This is a genomic window from Thiothrix nivea DSM 5205 (genome assembly GCF_000260135.1).
GTDB classification, from domain to species: domain Bacteria; phylum Pseudomonadota; class Gammaproteobacteria; order Thiotrichales; family Thiotrichaceae; genus Thiothrix; species Thiothrix nivea.
In genome coordinates this window covers 988,114-1,015,039 of sequence record NZ_JH651384.1, presented here as the reverse complement: position 1 = coordinate 1,015,039, position 26,926 = coordinate 988,114, and the positions used below count along the sequence as shown (strand labels likewise).

The 26,926-nt window shown below is 50.4% G+C and carries 26 protein-coding genes and 1 pseudogene; 12 read left to right on the top strand and 15 right to left on the bottom strand.

Annotated elements, in window-relative coordinates; genetic code table 11:
- From petA to THINI_RS05270, 7 genes are all read left to right on the top strand, one after another.
- Positions 1–603 (top strand): ubiquinol-cytochrome c reductase iron-sulfur subunit, encoded by a 603-nt coding sequence (petA, locus tag THINI_RS05300; RefSeq protein ID WP_002707623.1) that lies wholly within the window; start codon positions 1–3, stop codon positions 601–603.
- Complete coding sequence (locus tag THINI_RS05295; protein WP_002707622.1) at positions 603–2,033, top strand: cytochrome b; 1,431 nt, start codon at positions 603–605, stop codon at positions 2,031–2,033. Before petA ends, THINI_RS05295 begins: the two co-directional genes overlap by 1 nt.
- Positions 2,034–2,048: 15 nt before the next feature.
- A complete protein-coding gene (locus tag THINI_RS05290) occupies positions 2,049–2,813 on the top strand; it encodes a cytochrome c1 (protein WP_002707621.1) in 765 nt (254 codons plus the stop codon).
- An 84-nt stretch (positions 2,814–2,897) separates the two neighbouring features.
- Positions 2,898–3,527, top strand: coding sequence for a glutathione S-transferase N-terminal domain-containing protein (locus THINI_RS05285; RefSeq protein ID WP_002707620.1), 630 nt, complete (start codon positions 2,898–2,900; stop codon positions 3,525–3,527).
- Between the two features lie 17 nt (positions 3,528–3,544).
- Complete coding sequence (locus THINI_RS05280) at positions 3,545–4,057, top strand: ClpXP protease specificity-enhancing factor (RefSeq protein ID WP_050988122.1); 513 nt, start codon at positions 3,545–3,547, stop codon at positions 4,055–4,057.
- A gap of 4 nt (positions 4,058–4,061) precedes the next feature.
- Positions 4,062–4,547, top strand: a complete 486-nt coding sequence (folA, locus tag THINI_RS05275) for a type 3 dihydrofolate reductase (RefSeq protein ID WP_002707618.1) — start codon at positions 4,062–4,064, stop codon at positions 4,545–4,547.
- A gap of 20 nt (positions 4,548–4,567) precedes the next feature.
- The gene (locus THINI_RS05270) at positions 4,568–5,905 is read left to right on the top strand and encodes a dihydroorotase (RefSeq protein ID WP_002707617.1); all 1,338 of its coding nucleotides are present in this window, start codon (positions 4,568–4,570) and stop codon (positions 5,903–5,905) included.
- A 210-nt stretch (positions 5,906–6,115) separates the two neighbouring features.
- Here THINI_RS05270 and THINI_RS05265 read toward each other — a convergent pair whose 3' ends face one another.
- From THINI_RS05265 to THINI_RS24095, 9 genes and pseudogenes are all read right to left on the bottom strand, one after another.
- The gene (locus THINI_RS05265) at positions 6,116–6,319 is read right to left on the bottom strand and encodes a hypothetical protein (RefSeq protein WP_154724355.1); all 204 of its coding nucleotides are present in this window, start codon (positions 6,317–6,319) and stop codon (positions 6,116–6,118) included.
- Between the two features lie 110 nt (positions 6,320–6,429).
- Complete coding sequence (locus THINI_RS05260) at positions 6,430–6,825, bottom strand: type II toxin-antitoxin system VapC family toxin (RefSeq protein WP_002707616.1); 396 nt, start codon at positions 6,823–6,825, stop codon at positions 6,430–6,432.
- Positions 6,822–7,064, bottom strand: coding sequence for a DUF2281 domain-containing protein (locus THINI_RS25595; RefSeq protein ID WP_002707615.1), 243 nt, complete (start codon positions 7,062–7,064; stop codon positions 6,822–6,824). The genes THINI_RS05260 and THINI_RS25595 overlap by 4 nt, the downstream gene beginning before the upstream one ends.
- Positions 7,065–7,372: 308 nt before the next feature.
- Positions 7,373–8,773: pseudogene (locus THINI_RS05250) on the bottom strand (TRCF domain-containing protein); the annotation flags it as partial.
- A gap of 162 nt (positions 8,774–8,935) precedes the next feature.
- On the bottom strand, positions 8,936–10,108 hold the full coding sequence (locus tag THINI_RS05245; RefSeq protein ID WP_002707612.1) for an acetylornithine transaminase: 1,173 nt from the start codon (positions 10,106–10,108) through the stop codon (positions 8,936–8,938).
- Between the two features lies 1 nt (position 10,109).
- A complete protein-coding gene (locus THINI_RS05240) occupies positions 10,110–11,342 on the bottom strand; it encodes an APC family permease (protein WP_002707611.1) in 1,233 nt (410 codons plus the stop codon).
- Between the two features lie 13 nt (positions 11,343–11,355).
- Entirely contained in the window at positions 11,356–12,123 is a 768-nt protein-coding gene (locus tag THINI_RS24100) for a YqcI/YcgG family protein (RefSeq protein ID WP_002707610.1), read from the bottom strand.
- Positions 12,117–13,484, bottom strand: a complete 1,368-nt coding sequence (locus tag THINI_RS05235) for an FAD-dependent oxidoreductase (RefSeq protein WP_002707609.1) — start codon at positions 13,482–13,484, stop codon at positions 12,117–12,119. The genes THINI_RS24100 and THINI_RS05235 overlap by 7 nt, the downstream gene beginning before the upstream one ends.
- A 275-nt stretch (positions 13,485–13,759) precedes the next feature.
- On the bottom strand, positions 13,760–14,167 hold the full coding sequence (locus tag THINI_RS24095; protein WP_169314585.1) for a diiron oxygenase: 408 nt from the start codon (positions 14,165–14,167) through the stop codon (positions 13,760–13,762).
- 69 nt (positions 14,168–14,236) lie between these two features.
- Between THINI_RS24095 and tnpC the strand changes: the two genes are divergently transcribed.
- The gene (gene tnpC, locus THINI_RS05230) at positions 14,237–15,733 is read left to right on the top strand and encodes an IS66 family transposase (RefSeq protein ID WP_002707608.1); all 1,497 of its coding nucleotides are present in this window, start codon (positions 14,237–14,239) and stop codon (positions 15,731–15,733) included.
- Here the strand turns inward: tnpC and THINI_RS24090 are convergent.
- From THINI_RS24090 to THINI_RS05220, 3 genes are all read right to left on the bottom strand, one after another.
- Complete coding sequence (locus THINI_RS24090; RefSeq protein WP_002707607.1) at positions 15,664–16,335, bottom strand: diiron oxygenase; 672 nt, start codon at positions 16,333–16,335, stop codon at positions 15,664–15,666. The genes tnpC and THINI_RS24090 overlap by 70 nt on opposite strands.
- A gap of 335 nt (positions 16,336–16,670) precedes the next feature.
- The gene (locus THINI_RS05225) at positions 16,671–17,369 is read right to left on the bottom strand and encodes an MOSC domain-containing protein (protein WP_002707605.1); all 699 of its coding nucleotides are present in this window, start codon (positions 17,367–17,369) and stop codon (positions 16,671–16,673) included.
- On the bottom strand, positions 17,366–18,070 hold the full coding sequence (locus THINI_RS05220; protein WP_002707604.1) for a glutamine amidotransferase: 705 nt from the start codon (positions 18,068–18,070) through the stop codon (positions 17,366–17,368). The genes THINI_RS05225 and THINI_RS05220 overlap by 4 nt, the downstream gene beginning before the upstream one ends.
- A 28-nt stretch (positions 18,071–18,098) precedes the next feature.
- Between THINI_RS05220 and THINI_RS24080 the strand changes: the two genes are divergently transcribed.
- Positions 18,099–19,397 (top strand): aminotransferase class I/II-fold pyridoxal phosphate-dependent enzyme, encoded by a 1,299-nt coding sequence (locus THINI_RS24080; protein WP_002707603.1) that lies wholly within the window; start codon positions 18,099–18,101, stop codon positions 19,395–19,397.
- Here THINI_RS24080 and mfd read toward each other — a convergent pair.
- Together mfd and THINI_RS05210 are read right to left on the bottom strand one after the other, a co-directional pair.
- Positions 19,283–22,876: a transcription-repair coupling factor gene (gene mfd, locus THINI_RS05215; protein ID WP_002707602.1), complete on the bottom strand. Its 3,594-nt coding sequence runs from the start codon at positions 22,874–22,876 to the stop codon at positions 19,283–19,285. The two genes, THINI_RS24080 and mfd, sit on opposite strands and share 115 nt — an antisense overlap.
- A 33-nt stretch (positions 22,877–22,909) precedes the next feature.
- A complete protein-coding gene (locus tag THINI_RS05210) occupies positions 22,910–24,199 on the bottom strand; it encodes an SEL1-like repeat protein (RefSeq protein ID WP_169314584.1) in 1,290 nt (429 codons plus the stop codon).
- A gap of 250 nt (positions 24,200–24,449) precedes the next feature.
- On the opposite strand from THINI_RS05210, the gene minC reads away from it, so the two are divergent.
- The 3 genes from minC to minE all read left to right on the top strand — a co-directional run bounded on the left by minC (position 24,450) and on the right by minE (position 26,342).
- The gene (minC, locus tag THINI_RS05205) at positions 24,450–25,166 is read left to right on the top strand and encodes a septum site-determining protein MinC (protein WP_002707600.1); all 717 of its coding nucleotides are present in this window, start codon (positions 24,450–24,452) and stop codon (positions 25,164–25,166) included.
- 105 nt (positions 25,167–25,271) lie between these two features.
- Positions 25,272–26,081 (top strand): septum site-determining protein MinD, encoded by an 810-nt coding sequence (gene minD, locus THINI_RS05200; protein WP_002707599.1) that lies wholly within the window; start codon positions 25,272–25,274, stop codon positions 26,079–26,081.
- Between the two features lie 3 nt (positions 26,082–26,084).
- Positions 26,085–26,342, top strand: a complete 258-nt coding sequence (minE, locus tag THINI_RS05195; protein ID WP_002707598.1) for a cell division topological specificity factor MinE — start codon at positions 26,085–26,087, stop codon at positions 26,340–26,342.
- 44 nt (positions 26,343–26,386) lie between these two features.
- On the opposite strand, the gene THINI_RS23190 is transcribed toward minE, so the two are convergent.
- Complete coding sequence (locus THINI_RS23190) at positions 26,387–26,890, bottom strand: TlpA family protein disulfide reductase (RefSeq protein ID WP_002707597.1); 504 nt, start codon at positions 26,888–26,890, stop codon at positions 26,387–26,389.
- Positions 26,891–26,926 lie beyond the last annotated feature (36 nt).

Genomic DNA, 26,926 nt, shown 5'->3' with positions numbered 1-26,926 from the left:
ATGGCAAATTCTGGAGTAGATAAAAGCCGTCGCCGTTTTCTGATTGCCGCCACTTCCGTGGTTGGTGCAGCAGGCGCGGCAGCGATTGCGACCCCGTTCCTTTCTTCATGGTCGCCCAGTGCCCGCGCGCTTGCCGCCGGTGCGCCTGTGGAAGTGTCCGTGACCAAAGTTGAACCGGGTCAGTTATTACGTGTCATCTGGCGTGGCAAGCCGGTATGGATCGTCAACCGTACCAAGGAAATGCTGGATGCCCTGCCAAGCCTGGATGGTCAGTTGAAAGACCCGAACTCTGACAATCCCAAGCAGCAGCCAGAGTATGCCAAAAATTTGGCACGTACCCGCGAAGGCAAGGAGCAATACCTGGTTCTGGTTGGTATCTGTACTCACCTCGGTTGTTCTCCTACCTACCGCCCAGAGCTTGCGCCTGCTGATCTGGGGCCGGAATGGAAAGGTGGCTGGTATTGCCCGTGCCATGGTTCCCGTTTCGACTTGGCTGGCCGTGTGTTCAAGAACGTTCCAGCGGGTGCCAACCTCGAAGTGCCACCTTACTACTTCAAGGATGACAATACCGTTCTGATTGGCGAAAACGGAGGGGCAGCATAATGGCTGAGCGTCCACAACATAATTACACCGGTTTCTTGGGTTGGGTCGAAGACCGCTTCCCGATGATGGAAACCTGGAATGCGCATTTGGCTCAGTACTATGCGCCTAAAAACTTCAACTTCTGGTATTTCTTTGGTTCACTGGCAATGCTGGTGCTGGTTATCCAGATTGTTTCCGGCCTGTTCCTGGCGTTCCACTACAAGCCTGACGCTACGTTGGCGTTTGCTTCGGTTGAATACATCATGCGTGACGTGCCGGGTGGCTGGTTTATCCGCTACATGCACTCCACGGGCGCTTCCGCGTTCTTTATCGTGGTGTACCTGCACATGTTCCGTGGTCTGATCTACGGTTCTTACAAGGGTAAGCGCGAATTGATCTGGCTGATCGGTATGGCCATTTATCTGGCGCTGATGGCGACTGCGTTCATGGGCTATCTGCTGCCCTGGGGTCAGATGTCCTTCTGGGGCGCACAGGTAATCATCAACCTGTTCAACACCATCCCTTACATCGGTAACGAGCTGTCCACCTGGATTCGTGGTGACTTCGTACTGAGTGACGCGACTCTGAACCGCTTCTTTGCGCTGCACTTCTTCCTGCCTTCACTGGTTCTGCCAGCGCTGGTATTTGTGCACATCGTTGCGCTGCACGCGGTGGGTTCCAACAACCCTGACGGTGTTGAAATCAAGAAAGGCCCTAAAGGCAATGCATGGAGTGAAACGGCTCCTGCTGATGGTATCCCGTTCCACCCTTATTACTCTGTTAAAGATATTCTGGGTGTTGTGGTATTCCTGATGGGTTTCTTCGCCATCCTGTTCTTTGCACCAGATGGTGGTGGTTATTTCCTGGAGAAGCCTAACTTTGAACCGGCCAACGCGCTGAAGACGCCTGAGCACATCGCACCGGTATGGTACTTCACGCCGTTCTACACGGTTCTGCGTGCGATTCCTGACCCATGGTACGGTACGCTGGCCATGTTCGCGGCGATTGCTGTGTTGTTCATCATCCCTTGGGTTGATCGCAACCCGATCAAATCCTGGCGCTATCGTACCAACGCACACAAGATCAACCTGATCCTGTTTGCTGTTGTGTTCTTCGTGCTGGGCTGGATGGGTGTTGAAGCCGTAACCCCGGCCTACAAGGAGCTGGGAACCCGTATGACCCAAATTTACTTCCTGTTCTTCGTGGTTCTGTGGGTTCATAGCAACCCGGCAAAAGCCAAGTATGTCATGTGGTTCGGTATCCTGCTGGCGGCGGTTATCGGCTATGACATCGTGTTCCGCTACACCCCGGGTGATGCAGAAGCGACTTCACAGATGATCAAACAGTTCATCTGGCCGGTCGGTTATCTGGCCCTGACTCTGCTGTTGCCTGCTTTCAAGAAGAGCTGTAACGAAGAGAAGCCAGTTCCTGATCGTGTAACAGGTCATTAATAAGGAGTGCGCAACATGAAAAAGTTTATTGCAAGTGTAATGTTCGCACTTTCAGCATCCGTCATGACTACTGCTGCGATGGCTAGTGGTGGTGGCGTGCACCTGGAACATGCGGATGTGGACATCCACAACAAGGCCAGCCTGCAACGTGGCGTGAAGTATTACGTCAACTACTGCATGGGCTGCCACTCCCTGGGTTTCAGCCGTTACAACCGTATTGCGCAGGATTTGGGGTTGACGGATGAGCAGGTGGCAAAAAACCTGATTTTCACCCGCGATGCCAACGGTGAATTGCAGAAGAGCGGTGCGCTGATGAAAAACGGCATTTCCCAGAAAGACTCGGCAGAATGGTTTGGTGCTCCGCCACCAGACCTGACCCTGGTTGGTCGTTCCCGTGGCCCTGACTGGATCTACAGCTACCTGAAAGCGTTCTATGTCGACCCAAGCCGCCCGATGGGCGTGAACAATACCGTGTTCCCGAACGTCGGTATGCCTCATGTCCTGTGGGAACTGCAAGGCTTCCAGGAAAAGGAATGCACCAAGGAAGGCGAAGGCGAGCACGCGGCTGAGCATTGCGAGTTGAAACTGACCAAGGCTGGCAGCATGACCCCATCTGAATACGACCAGACTGTCCGCGACCTCACCAACTTCTTGGCTTATGTGGGTGAACCAGCAGCGCTGAACCGTAAAATGTATGGTGTTTTTGTCCTGCTGTTCTTGGGTTTGTTCGCGGTTATCGCGTACTTCCTGAAAAAGGAATACTGGAAGGATGTGCATTAATCCTTAACCGGTATAACACCTTGAAGCCACTCTAGTGTAATATGGAGTGGCTTTTTTGTTTTCAGTACAGGGAGTCCTGCTTATATGGCTTCGCTTTCCAGCCGAAGATCTGTAATGACATTGTTTTCAGCGCCCGACTGCGCCGACAGTCACCGGGTGCGCATTGTGTTGGCGGAAAAGGATATTACCGTCGACATCCTCAATATCAACCCGGACAATAAACCCGAAGAGCTGTCCGAGCTGAATCCGTACAACACGACCCCGACTCTGATTGACCGCGATCTGGTGCTGTATGACGCCCGCATCATCATGGAGTATCTGGACGAGCGTTTCCCGCACCCGCCCCTGATGCCGGTTGACCCGGTAACGCGGGCGCATTCACGGCTGGCTTTGTACCGCATCGAAAAGGACTGGTTTTCACTGGTACATGACATCGAGCATGGCGACGAAGCGACCTCCACCCAGGCGCGCAGGATTCTGCGTGAAAGTGTGTTGTCGGCTGCCGAAGTCTTTTCCGTCAAGCCATACTTCCTGAGCGACGAATTTTCACTGGTGGATTGCACCATTGCGCCGATCCTGTGGCGTTTGCCGAAATACGGTATTGATGTGCCGGAAAAACAGGGCAAGCCCATCCTGAAATACATGGAACGGATCTTTTCACGCGATGCTTTCCAGCAATCCCTGAGCAAGGTAGAGAAATCCATTCGCCCATGAACCAGCCTAACCAGCCCATGAAAACAACCCCGAAACGCCCGTACCTGTTACGCGCTTTCTACGAATGGATCGTCGATAATGGCATGACGCCGCATATTTTGGTGGATGCCCGTTCCGACCAGGTGATGGTGCCGCGCCAGTTTGTCAAGGACGGTAACATTGTGCTGAACATCAGCATGAGCGCTGCCAACAACCTGATGATCCGGGATGATGAAGTGACGTTTAATGCCCGTTTCGGCGGCAAGGCGTTTTCCATTTGGTTACCGATGTGGGCAGTGATGGCCATTTACTCACGTGAAACCCAGGATGGTCTCAGTTTCCCGGCTGACGAATACGCGGAGCACATGGAAGCCTTCATGCCGGATGTGCCTGCCCCAAGCCCGGTTTCCCTGGCTACGGTCGGTGGCAGCGCGGTTGCTGACGAAGCCGCCGGTGCTGCTGAGGGTGATAGTCAGCAGGAAAGTGTCGGGAAGGATGAACCCCCACCGCCCAAGCCAACCAAACGCCCGGCGCTGCGCGTGGTGAAATAGCCCGATGCTGTCGCTGATTGCCGCGATAGCGCGTAACCGGGTCATCGGCTATGAGGGGGGGATGCCGTGGCATCTGCCCGCCGATCTTGCTTGGTTCAAGCGTAACACCTTGGGCAAACCCATTATCATGGGGCGTAAAACTTGGGATTCGATCGGGCGCGCGCTACCGGGACGGCGTAATCTGGTGATTTCGCGTGATACAACGTTCCAGCCCACCGGAGCCGAACGCGCTGCATCCCCGGATGCCGCGTTGGGTATGGTCGAAGGTGTTCCGGAAGCCATGATCGTGGGTGGTGCGCAGGTATACCAGCATTTTTTGCCCCATGCCACCCGCCTGTATTTGACCCTGATTGATGCGGATGTGTTAGGCGATACTTTTTTCCCCGACTATAATCAATTCCAATGGCGTGAGCTGGAGCACCATGACCATCCAGCTGACCCCAACAACCCATACCCCTGTACATTCCTGGTTCTTGAACGGGAATCCTGATCCCAAGGAGGACTCGCCCTATGAGTTCACTGTTGATCGTCAATGCCAATCTGGTTAACGAAGGCCAGGTTAGCAGCGCTGATGTCCTGATCCGTAACGGGCGCATCGAAGCCATTGGCCACAACTTGCCAGCCGCAGGCGCGGAAGTGCTGGATGCTGCCGGGCGTCACCTGCTGCCGGGCATGATTGACGATCAGGTGCATTTCCGCGAACCCGGCCTGACCCACAAGGCTGATATGGCAACCGAAAGCCGCGCGGCAGCAGCGGGTGGCATCACCAGTTTCATGGATATGCCGAATACCATCCCCAATGCCCTGACATCCGCTATCCTGAATGAGAAAAAGCAACTGGCGGCTGGCCGTTCGCTTGGCAATTATGCGTTTTACCTGGGCGCGTCCAATGACAACCTTGAGGCCATCAAGGCGCTGAACCCGAAAGACGCTTGTGGCATCAAGGTCTTCATGGGCGCATCCACCGGCAATATGCTGGTGGATGACCCGGAAGTGTTGGAGCAGATATTCACCCATGCGCCCACCCTGATTTCTGCCCACTGCGAAGACACCCCGACCATTCTGGAAAACGAGGAAAGCTACCGCAGCATTTACGGTGACAATATTCCTTTCAACCTGCATCCTGTCATCCGCAGTGAGGAAGCCTGCTACAAGTCATCCTCGCTGGCGATGGAACTGGCGCAACGGTGCGGCACGCGCCTGCATATCCTGCACATTTCCACCGCCAGGGAAGCCGAAATGTTTTCCGATGCACTGTTGAAAGACAAGAGGATTACGGCGGAAGCCTGCGTGCATTTCCTGCACTTCTCGGATGAGGATTACGCTACCAAGGGTGCGTTGATCAAGTGCAACCCGGCGATTAAGACTGCCGAAGACCGTGCTGGTATCATTCAGGCGCTGATGGATGGCCGCCTGGATGTGATCGGCACCGACCACGCGCCGCATACTTGGGATGAAAAGCACAGCAGCAGCTATTTCAAGGCCCCATCCGGACTGCCGCTGGTACAGCACGCCATGCAAACGGTGCTGGAACATTACCATGATGGCATTTTCTCACTGGAATTTATTGTCGAAAAGACCAGCCATGCCGTGGCCGACATGTTCAATATCCGTGAGCGTGGCTACATCCGTGAAGGTTACTGGGCTGATCTGACGCTAGTCGATCTGGAAACGCCATGCCTTTCCACTCATGCCAGCAGCCTGTCGAAATGCGGCTGGACGCCCTTTGATGGTTATGAGTTCCGTTCCACCATCGCCGCCACCATCATTAATGGCCAACTGGCGTGGAAGGACGGCAAACTGCTGGAAGTGGCGTCGGGCGGCATGGCACTGGAGTTCGACCGCTAACATTCGGCATCCCGGAAATGGGGCTGGCGATGCAAGCTTTGCTGGCTGGGTTGGCTTTACGCATGGGCAATCCGGTGCGTTTCCATTCGCGGTACAGCCATTGTTACAATGTCAGGTTGTCGAGCCGTGCTTCAATACGTATTGGACGCACATTTCGGTGACGACGGGAAAGCGCCAGCCGATTTCTGGGTTCCAGAACCAGAGGGTGGTTTACGCGGTGGCGTGTTGGCTCCATGCCTGAATGTGTGGTTCGTACCAGTCGGCAATGCCGAGATGATCGGAGGTGTCGCCTTCAAAGCCGAGGATGCCATACGCACCGTCGGATACGATCACGGTTGGTGTGTCCCATTGCGGGTAATGGTTCAGGCTGTCGCCACGGTGGAGGCTGGCTTGCCCATCCATCCATCCATCCATCCATCCAGTGCGTGTGTGTGGGCTTGCTGTCCAGTGTCACAGCTTTGCCGTGCCCGACCGTGCTGGGGGATGGGGTGTTCTTTGCCTTGAGTGCTGTTAAGGTAGGCATATTATGTTGTGGGAGGCAGTGGAGTGTATTTATGCAGTTGCAAGCCCTCAACAACTTCAAAGTGTTTGGCATTGCCCGTCGCCAATCCCAGCCCGTATTCCAACGCGGTGGCTGCAATCAGTGCGTCGGCAAGCTGCATGGAATGGCTATGGAAATAGCGGCGCACTAAGGCTACCGCACGTTCTGAAATGCTGTCATTGATGGGCAGGCGCGATACAGCCATGTTTTTGAGCGTTTTGTCGATGGCTTGGGCTTCACGCTTGTTTTTTGCGCCCTGAATCAGTTCCATGTAGGTCACGTCAGAAATAGCAATGTCTTCAAACGTGTCCAGAAATTCACTCGCTTGCGGGTTTTTGCGTGTCACCCAAATCAATACGTCGGTATCAACCAGAATCAAAAGCGTGATCTCCGCAGATGGCGGACGTAAGCGGCGGGGTCTGCCATTTCTTCACGGTCTTGCCATAAGCCGTAGAGTGGCGTATCGCTCCAACAGGTTTGGCGTTTACCAGCGGTTTTGCTGGCTGGTTTGACAGGGTAGCGGCTGCGGATGAATTCGATGTAGTGCAATACTTCGCGCTGGGCACTCTCAGGCAATCCGCGAGCCTGCTGGGTGATTTGTTGTTCCAAGGTTTGCATGGTGTTCTTATCCCGAAAGCTGTGTTGACGGTTAGTATAAGGGGCTTTGTACGAATTTCCAAAGCGAAAGGATTTAGGTGGGTTGTGGCTGGATGCAGGGTTTGCGGGGAATACGGGTGACAGCCTTGCGCCCTGCCTGTGCCTGCCGTTGGCGTAGGATTTCTTCAACTCCATTGAACAGCATCATGCTGCATTAACCACCTTGCTCGCTGACAATTTCAGGGTGGCTAAAATATGAAAACCGAATTTTCATTTGCCGACGGTATAGAAATAAAATTTGCTAAAAACTCTTGCATGAGTATTCAACATTAATTAATCTCCCCCATCACCTTAACCACCCACTCCTCCCGCTCCTCCACCGTCGGGAGTTCGATTTCAAACCGCAACTTATCCTGCCCATCCAGCTTAAACACCCACGGGCGTTTCTGGATCAGGGTAATCACCTTCATCGGGTCAACATTCGGCTGTTTGTCGAAAATAATCCGCCCACCCTTGGCGTTCATATCCAGCTTCTTGATGCCCAGTTCCTGCGCGATCAGTTTGACGCGGGTAACGCTGAACAGCGTCTTGGTCGGTTCCGGCAGCAGCCCGAAGCGGTCGATCATTTCCACCCGCAATTCATCCAGCGCCTCCTGCGAGGGCGCGCTGGCAATGCGTTTGTAGAGAATCAGGCGGCTATGCGCATCCGGCAGGTAGTCGTCAGGAATCAGTGCCGGAGCGCCCAGTTCCACCGTCGTGCGGTTGCTGCTGGCGGTGAGTTCCGGAACCTTGCCGGACTTGAGCGCCTTCACCGCCCGTTCCAGCAGGTCATTGTAGAGGTTGAAACCGATTTCCTGAATCTGTCCGCTCTGGCCTTCGCCAAGCAGTTCGCCTGCACCGCGAATCTCCAGGTCGTGGGTGGCCAGCGTGAAACCGACGCCCAGGTCTTCCAGCGACTCGATGGCTTCCAGCCGCTTGACCGCATCCGGCGTCATATTGGCCTTGGGCGGCGCAATCAGGTAGGCGTAGGCGCGGTGGTGCGAACGCCCGACCCGCCCGCGTAACTGGTGCAATTGCGCCAGCCCCAGCTTGTCGGCGCGGTTGATGATGATGGTGTTGGCGGTCGGCACATCGATGCCGCTTTCGATGATGGTGGTCGCCACCAGCACCTGGAAACGCTGGTGGTAAAAGTCGCTCATGATGCTTTCCAACTCATTCGCCCGCATCTGCCCATGGGCATGGCGCACCTTCACATTGGGCAACATTCCGGTCAGTTCTTCCTCGATTTTGCCGATGGTCTTGACTTCGTTGTGCAGTACGTATACTTGCCCGCCGCGCGACAGCTCACGCGCACAGGCTTCCTGCACGGTGGTTTTGTTCCATTCGGTGACGAAGGTCTTGATCGCGTGCCGCTGGGTGGGCGGCGTGGCGATGATCGACAGGTCGCGCAGGCCAGACAGTGACATGTTCAGGGTGCGTGGAATCGGCGTGGCGGTCATGGTCAGCATGTCGACGTTGGCACGCAGCTTTTTCATCTGCTCCTTGTGGCGCACGCCGAAACGGTGTTCCTCGTCGATGATCACCAGCCCTAGGTTCTTGAACTGGATATCGTCCTGCAACAGCTTGTGCGTGCCGATCACGATGTCGATCTTGCCAGCGGCGAGTGCCTCCAGTGCCTTGCTGGTTTCCTTGCCGATCTTGAAGCGTGACAGCGATTTAATCATTTCCGGGTTCAATTCCCCGCCCCTTGGGGCGATTCTTCAAACAGCATCGTGAGGTGCTATTGAACGTAGTGAGCCACGAAGTGTGTGAACGAAGTGAAGTGATACCCCGCTTTCGAGTGAAAGGAGAAAGGCGACCGAAGGGAGAGGGCTTGCCCCGGGGATATTCATTCACAAACAGTTAGTTGACAAAACTGCGCTCAGAATGGTCGTCATTTGCTTGATTTCTGTCTCTGTCACATTCAATGCAGGCATAAAGCGCAAAGTATGTGGCTGTGGTGTGTTGATCAATAAGCCTTGTTTAAAACAGGTTTGCACAATGGCAACAGCATCTAATGTTCCTGTATCCAATGCTAACAACAAACCTCTGCCTCGTATTTTGCCTAAGCCAAATTGGAGGGAAAGCGAGGAGAGAGCATCGCGCAATAGCTGGCTACGTTCGCGGACTGTTGATAAAAAATCAGGTTGGGTGATGGCTTGAATAATACTATAAGCAACGGCTGTCATGAGCGAATTACCGTTGTATGTGCCGCCTTGTTCGCCTGCTGTGAATACACAGGCGTGGTGTTTTGCCAGTAACGCGGAAATCGGTACACCACCGCCCAACCCTTTGCCCAGTGTCATGATGTCAGGTTCAATGCCGTAGCCTTGGTAGGCAAACAAATCGCCTGTCCTGCCCATGCCTGTTTGGACTTCATCGCAAATCAGCAGCAGGTTATGTTCATCTGCAAGCTGACGTAAGGTGTGCAGGAATTCGGGTGTAGCGGGGATAACACCTGCTTCACCTTGAATCGGTTCAATCATGATGGCGACGGTTTCGGTATCAATGGCTTGCCGTACTGCTTCGGCTTCATTAAACGAGACTTTGGTAAACCCCGGCGTTTTGGGTTCAAACATCGGTGCGAATGCTGGTTTGCCACTGGCTGCCATTGTGGTTAATGTTCTGCCATGAAAACTGTTATCGAAAGTTATTATTTTCCATGCTCCATTTTTATGTACCTTTCCCCATTTACGCGCCAGTTTGATTGCACCTTCGTTGGCTTCTGCACCACTATTAGCAAAAAACACCTGATCGAAAACAGAGTGGTGTGTCAACGCTTCAGCACATTCTAGCATTGGGCGATTATAAAAAGCGGGGCTAGCATTAATTAGACGGCTGCTTTGTTGATTAAGTGCATTAGTAATTACAGCGGGGCAATGCCCTAGTGTGTTCACAGCCCAACCCTGAACAAAATCAAGGTATTGTTTGCCATTATGATCGGTCAGCCAACTGCCACTACCTTGTTCAAAAATAAGCTCAGGTCGTGAAGCGGCTTGCATAATATTGCGAAAAATAGTTTGCATGTTAATTCTTGTTTCCCGTAAAATTTATTACATATGAAATGATTAGTATTGTTAGGGGATATGGCAGAAAAACACCTCCAAAAATAATGATTATTGACATGATTAAGACGACGGTGATTGATATTATTTTAAATAATAGTTTTTTGGATAAGAAAAAAAGAGCACAACTTGCTACTCCATATAAAATAAGAAAGTTTTGTCCTGCTATGGATAGCATACTTTCAATACTAAGGAAATTATAATAGTCTAATGCCAAAACAAATAATAATGCTGTGTTCGCGAGAATAATGGCATAAATAGGTGTGCCTTGTTTATTCGTAAGGCTAAAATATTTTGGTATAATCTTGTCCCGACTGAGAGAGTATATTAATCTTGAAACTCCCCATATAGCACCAAATAAATTGGCAAACACAATAAGTGTTGCCAACAGTGATACAAGCAATACAGCCTTATCACCCAGTGACTTCTTCAATATTCCAATGAATGGAGTAAGAGGATCTGTTATGTTTTCTTCTTGTTGAACAAGAAAAGCCACAGTAAGATAAAGTATAGTTGTGATCAAAAAGGAAAATAACATAGCTATTGGAAAATCACGTTTTGGATTTTTGAACTCTTCAGCAGAATGAGCACCAATTTCCCATCCGGTGAATGCAAAAAATATAATCATAAAAGGAGAGAGTAAATCAAATATATTATTATTGATATGTGGTAGCTTTACGGCTTCTATTCCTTGAGTATCTCTTATTGCAAAAAAAAGTAGAATTATAATGAAAACTATAACCGTAGAGCTAATAGCAGTGGTGATGGTGGAAATATGTTTTCCAGAAAAAAGATGTAATAGCGTTGGCAATAGTATTAGTAATGCAGCATAAAAGTGATATTGAAAAGGAAGTATCGCTGAAAAATAATAAGCACCTGTTAGTGCAATCGACGGCAAGCCGAATACTACAGCGCCTAGAAGTAACAATGTTGCAAAACTTTTCCCAATATTACCGAAAGCTTTTTCTGCATAATAAGTAACTCCTCCAGAGTTGGGGAAATATATTCCTAAGATGGTAAAAATAATTAGAATTGGAATTGATATAAGTGAAACCAATATCCATGAAGCAATCGCATCTTGACCAACTTGCTGATAAACAATGCCTGGTAATATCAGTAATCCAGCACCGATTACAATGTTGAGAAATAAAGCAGTCCCACTAAAAAAACCTAATGTTTTTTTTAGTTCATACATAATAATATCCTTGCTATTGATTTTTTACTAAACTAAAATTTATTGGGCATTTGGTGGGTGGAGAATCATTATCATCTGGTATCATATATTGAGGCCATTCAAGATCACCATCTTGATAGTGACCGAGATAAGGACTCCGAGAAATTTGGTCATATTTATCAATATTGTTTCTAATTCTTTCCCTTATTTTATAACCTTTTTTATTATTGCCAGCAAACTTGTCAAATCGCTCTCGTGGATTAATTACAAATACCAAAGCATCACATAAGTTTCTACTGTTTCTATTTTTATGATTTGGGTGGCTTACATTAATGAATATTTGAACTCCTGAAAAGCACATTGTCCAGAATTCTTGATTTGGATTTTTAGGTAAAAAACCATTCCATGCGATTTTGTCATGGTCTATAAAATATTGAAGTGAATCAAAAAAAACTTTTTCATAATGATGTGTGTTAAATATAGAGTTGACAGGCTCAAATAAAACAATTAATGGCTCAATGTTATTTATATTTTCATCTGATTGTTGAGTCTCTTCCAGAAAGAAAGATAGCTCATCTGCAAAACTTGTGAAGTTATAAGTGTGCTGATCTTTACACCAATTTACAGTGAGAAATCTAAAGTTTTGTAGGGAAAATACTCTTTTTGCGAAAATGCAAGGGAAATTATTTCCATGATTTACTGAAGGATCAAATTTTTTTGATATTTGATCAATTAATGGATATGTCCATTGAAGAGTTTTAGGTAACTTTATATTTTGGAAATCTTGCTGAGTAATTAACATTGGAAATCCTCTTGGTGAATAATTGAACCTTGAGCGTTAGGTGTTATTGTTTTTGTGGTACACTTGTAAAAGCCAATTAGTTTGTTTTTGATGAAATAGTTTATGTGATAATAATCATTATTATTAGATAGAGTCTCTTTCTTATAATCGTAGTTTTTTATTCCTTTTGTTTTCATTTCTAAGGAACATGTTTTAGCTTTCATTGTTATCACAGAGTCTGGGTTTTTGTATTTTTTATTAAATCTTCCACAAATTGCATTAGCTGCAATTTCTACTTGATGCATGATGTTATCAATAAAGAAAGCTGTTTCTCCAGCGTGTTCAATGCAATCGCCAATTGCCCATATGTTTGGGTCAGATGTCATCATGTAGTCATCTACTTTTATGCCAGAGCCAGTAGCAATTTCGGTATTAAAAGCTAAATGTATGTTGGGTTTTAAACCTACAACAGAAATTATTATGTCGCAAGTTATTTTTTTTCCTGAACTAAAGTTAACAAGAAAATTATTTTTATTTTTTTCTATAGATAAAATGCTGCAATTAAGAATAAACTTAACTCCAGTTTTACTAAACTTATTTTGAATGAAACTGGATACTTCTTCTGAAGTAATTTTAGATAAGATTCTAGGTGATATATCATGCAGCCATATTTTATGTCCAGCACGAGATAAATCATCTGATATTTCACAGCCAACTAATCCTGCGCCTACCACCAAGATACTTTTGTGATTATTTAATAAATTACTAGCAAGTACTTCATATTGATCAAGATTATTCAAAAAGAAAATATATGGCTGAATATTTTTTGGAAATATCTTGATAGGAGATGCTCCTACAGAAAGAACAAGTTTTTCATAACTATATTTTCCTGATGCTGTTATTAGTTGTTTTGCGGTTCTATTTATCCCTAAAACTTCTGTTTTTGAGTATAGGTTAACGTTAAGAAGATTAGCTCGATCATGTCCATGAGCAAGAACTAAATCAGTTTTAGATTTTCTTTTGGATATGGACTCAGATATGGATGGCTTATAATAATAATCACCATCATCTAATGTGAAAATGGTGATTGTCATATTTGGATCATGAGACCTTAATCTTTCTGCAAGAGACCAACCTGCTATACCTGCACCGACAATAACAGTATGGGTTGTACCGTGATGTATTGAATCGTCTACTATATCTTCAACTTGGCTACATTCGTATTCATCAAATAAGTCACGAGAATCACCACATGTTGAACAAAACCAACTATTAGGTAAATCAGAAAATTTTGTTCTTGGAGGAATGTTAAATATAGGATCACCAATGAGTTCATTATAAATGTGACCGCATTTTTTGCACTTGTAACATTTGTATTCCATAAAATATACTCCTTAGGTTATTTTAATAAGGCAGATCTAATTAATAGCATACAGTAACTTTGGCTTAGTTATTTGCTTGAGGGTCATGCCTAATTAAAATTAAAGTTTTGCAGATTTTTAGAGATACCCGTGGTAGAGTATTAAAGGATATGGTTTATTATATTATCAGAGATAATTGAAGCTATTGATGGTTTAACTGTTGTCAATAGTGTTTTTTTAAATACATTGCTACCACGAGTATCTCAAAGAACCACTTTATATACTAGCATGAAATTTTAAGATAATAATCCTTGGCGCTCAAAAGACTCTTTACCTTCTATCATGTCAAATACTCCTACTTCTGATGCGAGTTGGATTAATTCGGAATAGTCAATTCTATTTAAGTTTACTTCTGACTCTGCACGGCAATCACCAATCACTTCATTCGTATATTTAAAGTTTAATTGGTTAAGTATTGCTTCCCATACAATAAATTCTTGACTTGCAAACCAATGAACAGGCAATGGTAACACTTGGCAAAAGAAAGTTTTTTCTTTGTAACTTAGGTGATGAAATATTTCTTTTGTGAGATTGCGAAAAATACTGCTATGAGCCAACTCATCTTTTCGATGATAATCTGTTGTAATTCTATTAACTGGTTGAACTTCATCAGCATTTGCTAATAAACTTAAGTAAGCGTTCACGCCCTCTGATAGGCATTGCAGCGATTTTATAGTAAATTCACCCCATCCCAATAACGAGCCATTATCCCCTTGCCAGCCCTAGCCCACCCACTGCCGACCACCCTTGATGAAGCACATCAGCTGATCGTGCGCCAACAGGAACGGATAGCCGGGTTGGAGAAGCAAGCGGCACGGGTAGTGGTGTTGGAACAGCAAGTCGAAACGCTGCAAAAACAGCTCGAAGAACTGGTGGCCAAACTGGGCAGCAGTTCCCGCAACAGCTCCAAACCGCCGTCCTCAGACAGCCCGGAACAACGGGCAGCCCGTCCAAAACGCAAGGGGAGTGGCCGCCCGCATGGCGGGCAACCCGGCCATCCACGCCACGAACGGGCGTTATATCCCCCCGAACAAGTGACCCGCACTGAACAGTATTTCCCGGAAAGCACCTGCGCCTGTGGTGGGGCAGTGGCGGTTGACTGGGAAAACCCTTACCGCCATCAGGTCACGGACATCGCCCCTCCGCCGCCACCCGAGGTGACGGAGCACCAGTTTTACCACGGTGTCTGCCAATCCTGCGGCAACCAACACCACAGCCAGTGGCCGGACTGGGTCCCCAGCGGGCAAATGGGTGCGGGTGTGATCGCCTGGATGGTGGTGCTGGCCGGGCAGTTTCGCCTGTCGATGCGCCAAACCCAGCTCCTGCTGTGGGAAGTCTGGCAGGTGCGCTTCAGTACCGGGGCGATCAGTAAGGCGCAAGGCCAATCCATCCCGTGGATGGGGCCGCTGTACCGTCAGGTCGGTGAGCATGTGCGCGGGCAGGCGGTCTGCCATGCCGATGAAACCCGCCATTACCGTGGCACGGACACCTACTGGTTATGGGCATTGGCGGACAACACCGTCACGTACTTCATGACCCATTACTCACGCGGCAAGGCCGCCGCCGATGCCTTGTTGGGCAGTTTTACCGGTTATCTGGTGACAGACCACTTCAGCGGTTACGGCAATGTCCCGCCCGAACGGCGGCAACTGTGCTGGGCACACCTGATCCGGCACTTCCGCAAGATGGCCGGGCGTTGTGGCGGAGGGGGAATGGTTGGCAAACGCCTGCTGCTGATTGCCTGCGCCACCGTCCGCACCCATCACCGCTGGCAACAGCACCCCGAAGGGGCGGCACGCTACCGGCGGCGGATACTGCGCCTGCGCCGCAGCTTCCAGGCCACCCTCAGCCTGGGCGAAGCATTGGATAACTGCAAACGCACCCGCAACCAATGCAAACATCTCCGTAAAGATGAGGCCATGTGCTGGACTTTCCTCAAGGATACACGCATTCCCCTCACCAATAACCGCGCTGAACGGGTGATCCGCCCCTACGTGCAATGGCGTAAGACCAGTTTTGCCAGCCAGTCGGCACAAGGGGACAGGTTCCGGCCAACCGTGCTGACCGTGTTGGGGACTGCCCGGCAATTGGGGATGGATATGGCAACCCTGATGCGCTATGTGTGCTCCCAAGGCTTGGCTCATAAGCCGGTCGCCGTGCGCTTCCCCTTGGGGCAGGTCTGTACCCGCAAACCGCTACAAATGGCGTGAACGCTTACTAAACTTAAGTAGTCACTAATGAAAACTTCTGACACAATACAGGCTGCTAATCTCACTAGTTTTTTCTGCCAATCGTGAGAGTATCTGCCAACTTCCTTCTCAATATTATTTACCAAGTCAAAACTTGGAAGTTTTAATTCAAGAAGTCCTCTCTGTTTTCTGCAAGTATAACAAGTATTTAATACCATCAGTATATGATATGCTTCATCAACTAATGTTTCTGCTGCTAACCATCTTATTATATGGTTACTTGTTCCGGGTAATTCAGAATAGATGAGTTGATTGCAAACGGGAGATATTATTTTTGCTTCTATATCAATGGTTTTTTCATTATACGCAATCCACCCAGATGAGAGAATAAGCGTTCTTGTCTCGTCATCAATTTCTAGGTAACGTGGGTGTTCGTGAAAGGGTAAAAGTGAATCAATAAAATCATCGTGATCAGGATTGTAAATTAAATCAACTTCAATTTCATCATTCTTGACTTGGGCGCGACTTGACCATGACTTTCCCAGTTTATCAAGAATTAAGATGCAATTATTATCTGATTCTTCAGTGTGGTTTTTCGGCAATTCCATGCTTTGACTAATCATTTAATTAACTCCATATCATGTTTTATAAAATCATCTCTGCTCTATCAAATATTGCGCTCTCTTAAAAATAAATTAAAATTTATCTGAAATTTTTTAATAAAAAGTAGGCTCGCTCATCAATAAGCGTGGACCTTGAGAAGTATACTCAACAATACGGTGTTCATCAGTTGCGACTAAAATCTCAATATGATAACCAGCATCAGAAGGGAAACGAGTTTGTATATCCTCTAATACCTCATCTATCCAAGGCACGTTACTGTCAATATGACACCATGCCCGCCTATTATATGAAACTATCAGTCGATAGTGTTTTACCATTGTTTAGCTTTCCTACCTTATTGTTTTGGGCCATCTATACGGGAGTTCCAATTTTCAACTTCACCAGATTGCAGACGGTTTTCTATTGTCCGCTTCCAAGACTTTACTAATGGCAAATGTAGCATTTGTTCAAGAGAGGGGTAATGCAACGGATTCTTGTAGAAAAACTCCATCAAACGGGCTAATGTCCACTCTGGATAGGGACGATTTACCAGATCAATAGTATCACCTGCTTTGAGCATTCCCGCCTGTAGCACGCGGCAATACCAACCCGTTCGTAAACTCGACTGTAGTCGTCGTGCCATATCAGGTACGCCAAATCTGTCATTGAGCTTCCAGCAAGGTTGGCGTGCTTGCGAAACTTCCATTAATACACTGCCTACATGAAGCTGATCACCTAAACAAATAGTGGATTCAGTTATGCCCTTTGTCCTAATGTTTTCACCGAAAGCACCCGCTTTAATGAGAGCAGGAAGCATACCTAATTCTTCAATCCACTTAGGGTAATGTTCAAGTGCATAAAAGTGTACGGCCTTATCTGTACCTCCATGTACTCGCAAGTCACCTTGTTCATCACCTTCAAGCCCATTAGCACTTACTGACACAGTTGAATAAACAGCTTGTTTATCAATCGCACTGTAAGTACCCGGTCGTGTGTAAAGTTTTGCTTTTCCCGTTAGCACTGACTCAACAATACCCAATGCGTTTTGTTTCACAACAACTCCAATTTATCCAGCCAACGCCCAAACACAGTTTCAGCGGCGTGTTGCAAGGTGGCTTTAAACTGATTGGATTGTGTACGGATCGTGTTGGGATCAATACCAGCAAGGCTTAATTCAAGTGCATGGCCTATCAGCCATTGTTCGAGGCGTTTGGTATCAACCTCAAGGTGGAATTGTAAACCAAGCGCATAATCGCCCAAAGCAAATGCTTGATGGGGACAAAGGTTAGTGGTTGCCAAACTTTCAGTGCCTGCTGGCATATCAAATTGATCACCATGCCAATGCAAAACGTGTACATCGGGTGTGAGTTCAGCAAGGACAGACGCTTTGCCCGCTTCGGTTAGTTGCAAAGGAGCAAAGCCGATTTCTTTGTGACCCATACTAGCCACTGTAGCTCCTAATGCCCGTGCCATTAGTTGCGCCCCTAGACAAATACCGAGTATCGGTTTCTGTGCAACTAGGCGGTGTTGGATGAGTTCCAGCTCTTGCTGCAAAAAGGGGTATGCCTTTTCATCATAAGCACCAATGGGCGCACCCAGCACCACCAGCAAATCAATGTTATCGGGGTCAAGTGTCCATAATTCATGCACACCCATGTCGTAGTAGTAGATTTTGTAACCTTTACGAATCAATAGAGGCTCAAGTACACCCAAATCTTCAAAAGGTACGTGACGTAATGCAATAAGGGTTTTCATTTTTGTACCAATACAATATAATTAACGAATGAGTACATATTACATCAAGGCGTCCAACGCTGTCGAGATTATTGTCAGTTTGGAAGAACAAATTCGTTTAGGGGTGCTAAAGCCCGGTGAATCGCTGCCTGCTATCCGTGAGCTTGCGCAGCAGATTGGTGTTAGCCCGAATACAGTCGCTACGGCGTATGCCAAGTTACGGGATGCAGGTTTGGTTGTTTCTGACGGGCGACGGGGTACGACGGTAGCTTTACCACCGAGCCACGGCGATATGCTGACGGAACTACCCGCAGGGTTGATTGATTTAGCCAGTGGTAATGTCGATGGTAATCTTCTGCCGCCACTCAATGCAGCGTGGTTGGCAGAGCAAGGGTCATTGACAGGTTATGATGCCAGCGGTGATGCTTCCTGTTTACTGGAAGTTGCTCGTCGTTGGTTGACAAAAGAACAGCTTCCATCTGCGGAGATGGGGGTATTTTCTGGAACATTAGAAGCTATTGCCATTGCATTACGCTTGCGCGTAACGCCAGGGGCGCGTGTATGGGTGGAAGACCCATGCTGGCCACCCTTGTTAGCATTATTGGCAGGTTTGCGTATCAAGCCTGTACCGTTACCAGTGGATGCACACGGCTGTCTTGTACCTGAACCTGACAAGCAGGTGATGGCAATGATTTTGACGCTTCACGCCCATAATCCGACAGGGGCAACCTTGAGCGAGGAGCGGTTGAATGCAATGGCAGCCCTGATGCAACAACAACCCCATACTTTATTTATTTTGGATGGCTATTGGGGGCCGATTGCAGATCAGCCTTTACCAAAGCTGAATTTGCCAGCCAACTGGCTTTATATTCTCTCTGTGAGCAAATTTTTAGGGCCTGATTTGCGGGTTGCTGTCGTGAGTGGTTCGGCGGCTATTGTAGCGGATATGAGGCGGCAACAATCGTTGGGGCCACGGTGGGTTAGCTTGCTGTTACAAAAGTTGGCGGCTCATTTGTGGTTGGAAAGCGAGCAAAATAAAGTCCTAAGTTATGCCCAACAAAGCTATGCTGCGCGTCGGGCGACACTGGTTCGTGGCTTGGCTGATTTGGGGTTAGCTATTCCCATTACAGGGGAAGGATTGCATGTCTGGCTACCTGTAGCCGATGAAGCCTCGACGTTGCAGGCATTAGCCGCGAAGGGCTGGGGGGTGCAGGCTGGTCGTCCCTTTCGGCTTCAATCGCCGCCTGCTATCCGTATTAGTCTTGGTAATTTGACGGTGGACGAGGCTGGCGTGCTGGCTAGGGATATTGTCTCCAGTTTGCATCGCCCCAAACGTTCATGGATATAAATCACCCCCCCAATCTCCCCCATCACCTTAACCACCCACTCCTCCCGCTCCTCCACCGTCGGGAGTTCGATTTCAAACCGCAACTTATCCTGCCCATCCAGCTTAAACACCCACGGGCGTTTCTGGATCAGGGTAATCACCTTCATCGGGTCAACATTCGGCTTGTCGTCAAAGATAATCCGCCCGCCTTTGGCGTGCATATCCAACTTGCGGATGCCCAGTTCCTGCGCCACCAGCTTGACGCGGGTAGCGCTGAACAGCGTCTTGGTCTGTTCTGGCAACAAGCCGAAGCGGTCGATCATTTCCACCCGCAATTCATCCAGCGCTTCCTGCGTCGGCGCGCTGGCAACACGTTTGTAGAGAATCAGGCGGCTATGCACATCCGGCAGGTAGTCGTCAGGAATCAGTGCCGGAGCGCCCAGTTCCACCGTCGTGCGGTTGCTGCTGGCGGTGAGTTCCGGAACCTTGCCGGACTTGAGCGCCTTCACCGCCCGTTCCAGCAGGTCGTTGTAGAGGTTGAAACCGATTTCCTGAATCTGTCCGCTCTGGCCTTCGCCTAGCAGTTCGCCTGCACCGCGAATCTCCAGGTCGTGGGTGGCCAGCGTGAAACCGACTCCCAGTTCTTCCAGCGATTCAATCGCTTCCAGCCGCTTGACCGCATCCGGCGTCATATTGGGTTTGGGTGGCGCAATCAGGTAGGCGTAGGCGCGGTGGTGCGAACGCCCGACCCGCCCGCGCAACTGGTGCAATTGCGCCAGCCCCAGCTTGTCGGCGCGGTTGATGATGATGGTGTTGGCGGTCGGCACATCGATGCCGCTTTCGATGATGGTGGTCGCCACCAGCACCTGGAAACGCTGGTGGTAAAAGTCGCTCATGATGCTTTCCAACTCATTCGCCCGCATCTGCCCATGGGCATGGCGCACCTTCACATTGGGCAACATTCCGGTCAGTTCTTCCTCGATTTTGCCGATGGTCTTGACTTCGTTGTGCAGTACGTATACTTGCCCGCCGCGCGACAGCTCACGCGCACAGGCTTCCTGCACGGTGGTTTTGTTCCATTCGGTGACGAAGGTCTTGATCGCGTGCCGCTGGGTGGGCGGCGTGGCGATGATCGACAGGTCGCGCAGGCCGGACAGTGACATGTTCAGGGTGCGTGGAATCGGCGTGGCGGTCATGGTCAGCATGTCGACGTTGGCACGCAGCTTTTTCATCTGCTCCTTGTGGCGCACGCCGAAACGGTGTTCCTCGTCGATGATCACCAGCCCTAGGTTCTTGAACTGGATATCGTCCTGCAACAGCTTGTGCGTGCCGATCACGATGTCGATTTTGCCAGCGGCCAGTTCGCCCAACGCGGTGGTGGTTTCCTTGCCGGTCTTGAAACGTGACAGCGATTCGATGCGGAACGGCCAGTCGGCGAAACGGTCGCGGAAGTTGTTCAGATGTTGTTGTACCAGCAGGGTGGTGGGCGCAATCATCGCTACCTGCTTGCCTGCATTGGCGGCGACGAAGGCCGCCCGCATCGCCACTTCGGTCTTGCCGAAACCCACGTCGCCGCACACCACCCGATCCATCGGTTGCGGCGAACGCATATCCTTGATGACGTTTTCGATGGCAAGACCTTGATCCGGGGTTTCCTCAAACGGGAACGCGCCCGCAAACAGGCGGTAATCGTTGTCATCGAACGGGAAGCTGTGGCCTTGCTGTGCAGCTCGGCGGGCGTGGATGTCGAGCAATTCAGCCGCCACGTCGCGGGCTTTTTCCGCCGCTTTCTGTTTGGCTCTGTCCCACTGATCATTGCCAAGGCGATGCAGGGGCGCGTGTTCGGGGTCTGCGCCGGTATAGCGGCTGACTAAGTGCAGCGCGGCGACCGGTACGTACAGACGGTCGTTGTTGGCGTATTCAATCAGCAGGTATTCGGCAGTCACGCCACCCGCCGTGACCGTTTCCAGCCCCAGATAGCGCCCGACCCCATGTTCCTCATGCACGACCGGCGCACCTTCGGAAAGGTCGGTGAGGTTGCGGATGATGGCATCAGCATCGCGGGTGGTTTTCTTGCGCCGCCGTTGCTGCTGGATTTGTACGCCATGCAGCAGGTTTTCGGGAATGACAGCAATACGTGTATCCGGCAGCCAGAAACCGTCTTCCAGCGGGGCGACGGTGACGGCCATTGCCTGCTTGCCGCTGAGGAAATCCTGCCAGCTTTCCACCGTTTGCACATTGATCTGGTTGTCACGCAGCAGCGAAAGGAAGGTTTCGCGCCGTCCGGCGGATTCGGCGGTGAACAGCACCCGGCCTTTCAAATCCTTAAGGAAATTGGTCAGAAGGAACAGCGGCTGCTCGTGACGTGCGTGGATCAGCAGCGAGGGCAGGGCGGATACGGGGTAGTTGTGGGACGCGCCCTCTTGTCCCTCCCCTGATAAGGGGAAGCTGGGAGGGGTTTCTTCTATACCCTTAAACCTTTGCACCGCAATCGCAGGGTATTCCCGCAAATAACTCCCCAGCAATTCCGCCGTCAAAAACAACTTCTGCGGAGCCAGCAATGGCCTTTCCACATCATGCCGTCGCTGCTCGTAACGGTATTCCACCGACTCCCAAAACTGCGCTACCGCCGCTTCCATGCCCTCAGACAACACCAGCAACGTCTTCTTCGGCAGGTAATCAAACAGCGTGGCGGTATGCTCAAAGAACAGTGGCAAATAATACTCAATCCCTGCTGGTGGCTTGCCTTGGCTAACGCTTTCGTAGATAAAACTACGGCTCAGGTCGCCTTCCACCTGTTCGCGGTAATTGCGCCGGAATGCCTTGATACCTTCTTCATCCAACGGAAATTCGCGCGCGGGCAGCAGCTCAATGCTGTCGACCTGTTCTTCGCTGATCTGCGTTTCAGGGTTGAAAGTGCGGATGGTGTCGATTTCATCGTCGAACAGGTCAATCCGGTAAGGCGTGTTGCTGCCCATCGGGAACAGGTCGACCAGCGAGCCTCGGGTAGCGTATTCGCCGTGTTCCATGACCTGGCTGACATGGCGATAACCGGCTTCTTCCAGCTGCTTGCGCAGTTTGTCGATGTCGAGTGGCGCACCTTTGCTCACCATGAAAGTATGACCGTGCACATAGCTGGTGGGGGCTACCCGGTGCAACAGGGTGGTGGCGGGCACGATCAGCACGCCGCGCTTGAGGTTTTCCAGCGTCGCCAGTGTTTTCAAGCGCTCGGAAATAATGTCTTCGTGCGGGGAAAACACGTCGTAAGGCAGGGTTTCCCAGTCGGGGAAAATATGGCGCGGTACATCCGGCGCGAAGAATTGCAGGGAGGCTTCCGCGCGGTAAGCTGCGTGCAAATCCGGCGTTACCAGCAGCAACAGGCCCTCGAAATCCTGCGCGGCCTGGGCAATCAGCCATTCATCAGAACAGCCGTAGAGTTGTCCCCAGCGGATGCTGCCGTTGGAGGATGTGGGGTAGTGTGGCTTGGGTAATGCAGGCATGAAACCGGGCTTGTTTTCCTAAAGCTGGGCATTTTACTGGATGGTGGCCTGCTTGTCCTGTTGGCTGACGGCTTCGGCAGGCTTTTGCAAGCGTTGTTCAAGCACGTCGTGTTCACTGTCGCTTAGCTGCTTGAGGACGTAATCGCGGTTATCGGCGGCGTGTTCATGGCCTTGTGCGGCGGCACGCGACAGCCAGTAAGCGGCTGAAGGCAGATCTTTGGCTGTGCCGACGCCATGCGCCATGCAGGTGCCAAGATTGAACTGGGCGGCGGCGTTGCCTGCATCAGCGGCTTTCTGGAACCAGCGGATGGCTTCTTCCGGGTCGGCCTGCACGCCTTGACCGTTGGCAAACATGATGGCCAGGCCGGTCTGCGCATTGGTATAGCCCTGGGCGGCGGATTGCCGATACCAATACAGTGCTTGTGTGTCATCCTTGGGTAGGTCTTTGCCCTGATCCAGCATGTAAGCCAGGGTGTACTGGGCGGCGGGGTTACCACCTTCGGCAGCCTTGCGTATCCAATTGATGCCTTTTTCATGATCCTGGGGCAAGCTTTCGCCCAGCAGGTATTTGACGCCCAGGTTATATTGCGCGCCGTTTTCGCCTTGTTGGGCGGCTTGCCGATACCAGCGGATGGCTTCCGGCAAATTCTTCCCCACACCTTCGCCGTTGTCGTACATCAGTGCCAGGTTGAAGGCGGCAGCCGGGTCGCCCTGTTGCGCAGCCTTGCGGAACCAGTAGGCAGCCTGCGTGAGGTTTTTGTTTTGCGCCTTGCCTTGCAGGTAGCGTACCCCTAGGTCGAATTGGGCATCACTATGCCCGTTCTGCGCAGCCCGGGTGTACCAGTAAGCAGCTTCTTCCGAATCGGCTTGTGGGTCAATGGAGAAATCATACAGCAGGGCGAGGTTATACTGAGCTTCCACATCCTGCTGCTGGGCTGCCTGTTCGAGCCAGTAACGTGCTTTTTCCACGTCATGGAAAGCTTGCAGGGATAAGACGCCAAGATTGTATTGGGAATCGACATGCCCCTGTTTGGCTGCCCGCTCATACAGGCTGGCGGCTTTGGTATTGTCTTGCTTCACGTAGGAGCCGGTTTCATACAGGTGTGCCAGCTCGTATAATGCTGGTGGATAATCCAGCTCTGCGGCGTGTTCCAACAGTTCCAGGCCGCGTTTGGGGTCGGCGTTCCCGTTTTTGCTGTTGAAAAGGTTGCGGGCGGTGGCAAATAGGCTGGCGGTATCATCGCTGATGCCGTTGTTGTCAGCCAGACTGATCTTGGGGAGGGTGGTGGCTGTGTCTGTCAGCCCAGCGTGAGCGCATGTCACCTCGCTCAGTGCAAAGAATGCGCTGATTGCTATAGTTAATGGTAGCGGTGCAGTGCGTATGCCCCTAAACATGGTGTTAAAGCCCCAGGAAAAAATCAGGATCAAATTGTTGGTTCTGCCTATTGGGATTGATTATAGATGCAAGGAATGCAGGAATAAAACAATTTATGAAGAATTATGGTTTTCAAGTCGCGCCCCTTGTCGGGTAAATTGATTGTCAGGTTCACGTATCTGATACAAAGGAGTTAGGGTGTTGTCGATAGAGCAGGTTGAAATAAAAGGCGAAATGTTGCTGGTGAGTGTCCTGCAACTGGCCTCCACTGATTTGGAGGTGGTCAGGCGTGGGTTGCAGCAAAAACGGGACAGTTTTCCGCAATTGTTTGCCAGCAGCCCCTTGGTTGTTGATTGCACCCCATTGGGTGATGTTTGTCAGGATCTGGATATGACGCTTTTGCGTGAGCTTATTCTGGAACTTGGTCTTATTCCTGTTGGCATCCGCGGCCTTGCCGATGCCTATGCCGGTCAGGCCAGCGGGGCAGGTTGGGCTATTTTGCGCGCGGGGCGTGGGAATAATGCGCCAGCGCGTACCGAGCGGCCAGCAGCAGAACCAGGGGGGGGGGTAGCGGTTCCGGCTGGTAGCAGCGTGAAAGTCATCGACCGCCCACTGCGTTCCGGCCAGCAGGTTTATTTTCCTGAGGGCAATGTCGTGGTGTTGCAACATACCAGTGCTGGTTCGGAAATCTTGGCGGGTGGCTCGGTGCATGTCTACGGTTCGTTGCGTGGCCGGGTGCTGGCGGGGGTGCAGGGCGACACTAGCGCGCGCATATTCTGTCAGAAGCTGGAGGCGGAACTGGTCGCGATTGCCGGGTGTTACCGCTTGCTGGACGATATTGAAACAGATTTGAAAGGTTCCCCAGCCATGGTGTGGCTGGAGGACGAAAAACTGAAAATTGCGCCCATGTTTTGAAAACCCATCATTATTTATACCAAATAATACCTTGGTGTCTGTTAAAATACCGAGAGATTACGCGGCGTAAGCCTGTTTCACGGCGTCAACAAGAAGGAGCATCTTTTGAGCAGAATTATTGTCGTTACTTCAGGGAAGGGTGGGGTTGGCAAAACTACCACCAGCGCGGCCTTCGCAACCGGGCTTGCCATGCGTGGCTACAAGACTGCTGTTATTGATTTTGACGTGGGCTTGCGCAACCTTGACCTGATCATGGGCTGTGAGCGCCGCGTCGTTTACGACTTCGTGAATGTCATCAACCATGAGGCTTCCCTGAAACAGGCGCTGATCCGTGACAAGCATGTGGAAAACCTGCATATCCTGCCTGCCTCGCAAACCCGCGACAAAGATGCGCTGACGTCGGAAGGGGTCGGGCAGGTCATGGATGAGCTGCGCGATAACGGCTTTGATTACGTGGTGTGCGATTCCCCGGCGGGTATCGAGCGCGGTGCGCACATGGCCATGTACTTTGCTGACGACGCCATTGTTGTTACCAACCCGGAAGTGTCTTCCGTGCGCGATTCCGACCGCATTCTTGGCCTGCTGCAAAGCAAGACCCGTAAGGCTGAGCAGGGTGAAACAATACGCGAGCATTTGCTGATTACCCGTTATTCACCAGCACGGGTAAGTGCCGGAGAAATGCTTGGCATGGAAGACATTCTGGAAATTCTGGCAGTGCCTTTGATTGGCGTGATTCCCGAGTCACAAAGCGTATTGCAAGCGTCCAACAGCGGTACGCCGGTGATTCTGGACAGAAACAGTGACGCAGGGCTGGCGTATGATGATTTTGTGCGCCGTTTTTTGGGTGAAATGGTTCCTCACCGCTTCCTGGAAGTGGAAAAGAAGGGCTTTCTCAAGAAGCTGTTCGGAGGGTAATGCATGGGATGGTTTGATTATTTTAAGGTAGGCAAACCCAACAGCGCGCAGGTCGCCAAGGAGCGCTTGCAGATTGTCATCGCGCATGAACGGATTGACCGCAGCGGGCCTGAATATCTGCCACAATTGCGCCGTGACATCATGGAGGTGATCCGTAAATACGTGCCGATCCAGGAAGAGCAGGTCAATGTCCAGTTTGAAAAGGGCGCTGATTACGACGTACTGGAACTGAATATTGCACTGCCTGAGCGAACCCACTAGCTGCAAATCAGGGCCAGGGTCTGTTTGCAGCCAGCTTTGCAATGTTAAGTGGCAGGTTTGCCTTGTGCCTCCTGTTTCTTGATGAATGCGCTCAACGCCTCTTCCGTGATTGCGCCTGCTTGTACTGCCAGCAGCTTGCCCGCCGGGTTGTACACCATGAAGGTCGGCGTTCCGATGAAACTTTCCTTGGCCGTGCTATAAAGGTATTTGTCGAACTCCGATGGGTCGCTCAGCAGGTTGGTGAAATCCAGGCCGAATTCATCAATGAATTTCTCGGCATTGGCCTTGCCGCCGCTGCCATCCAGTGAAATGCCGACCACATCCACATCCGGGTTGGCAGCCTCAAAATTGATGGTTTCGTGGATGCTGCCCCGGCAGGCGCGGCAGTCTGATGCCCACACTTCCACGACTGTCCATTTGCCTTTGCCCACCAGTGTTTCAAGGCTGGCCGGTTTGTCGTCCATGTCCGTCAGCGCGGAAACGGGTGGGGTCAATAGCGTCAAACCAGCCAATAATGCGATAATTGGTGCTGTTTTAATCCGTAACATGCAATATTCTCCCAAAAGCCTACAATAGCGGATTTT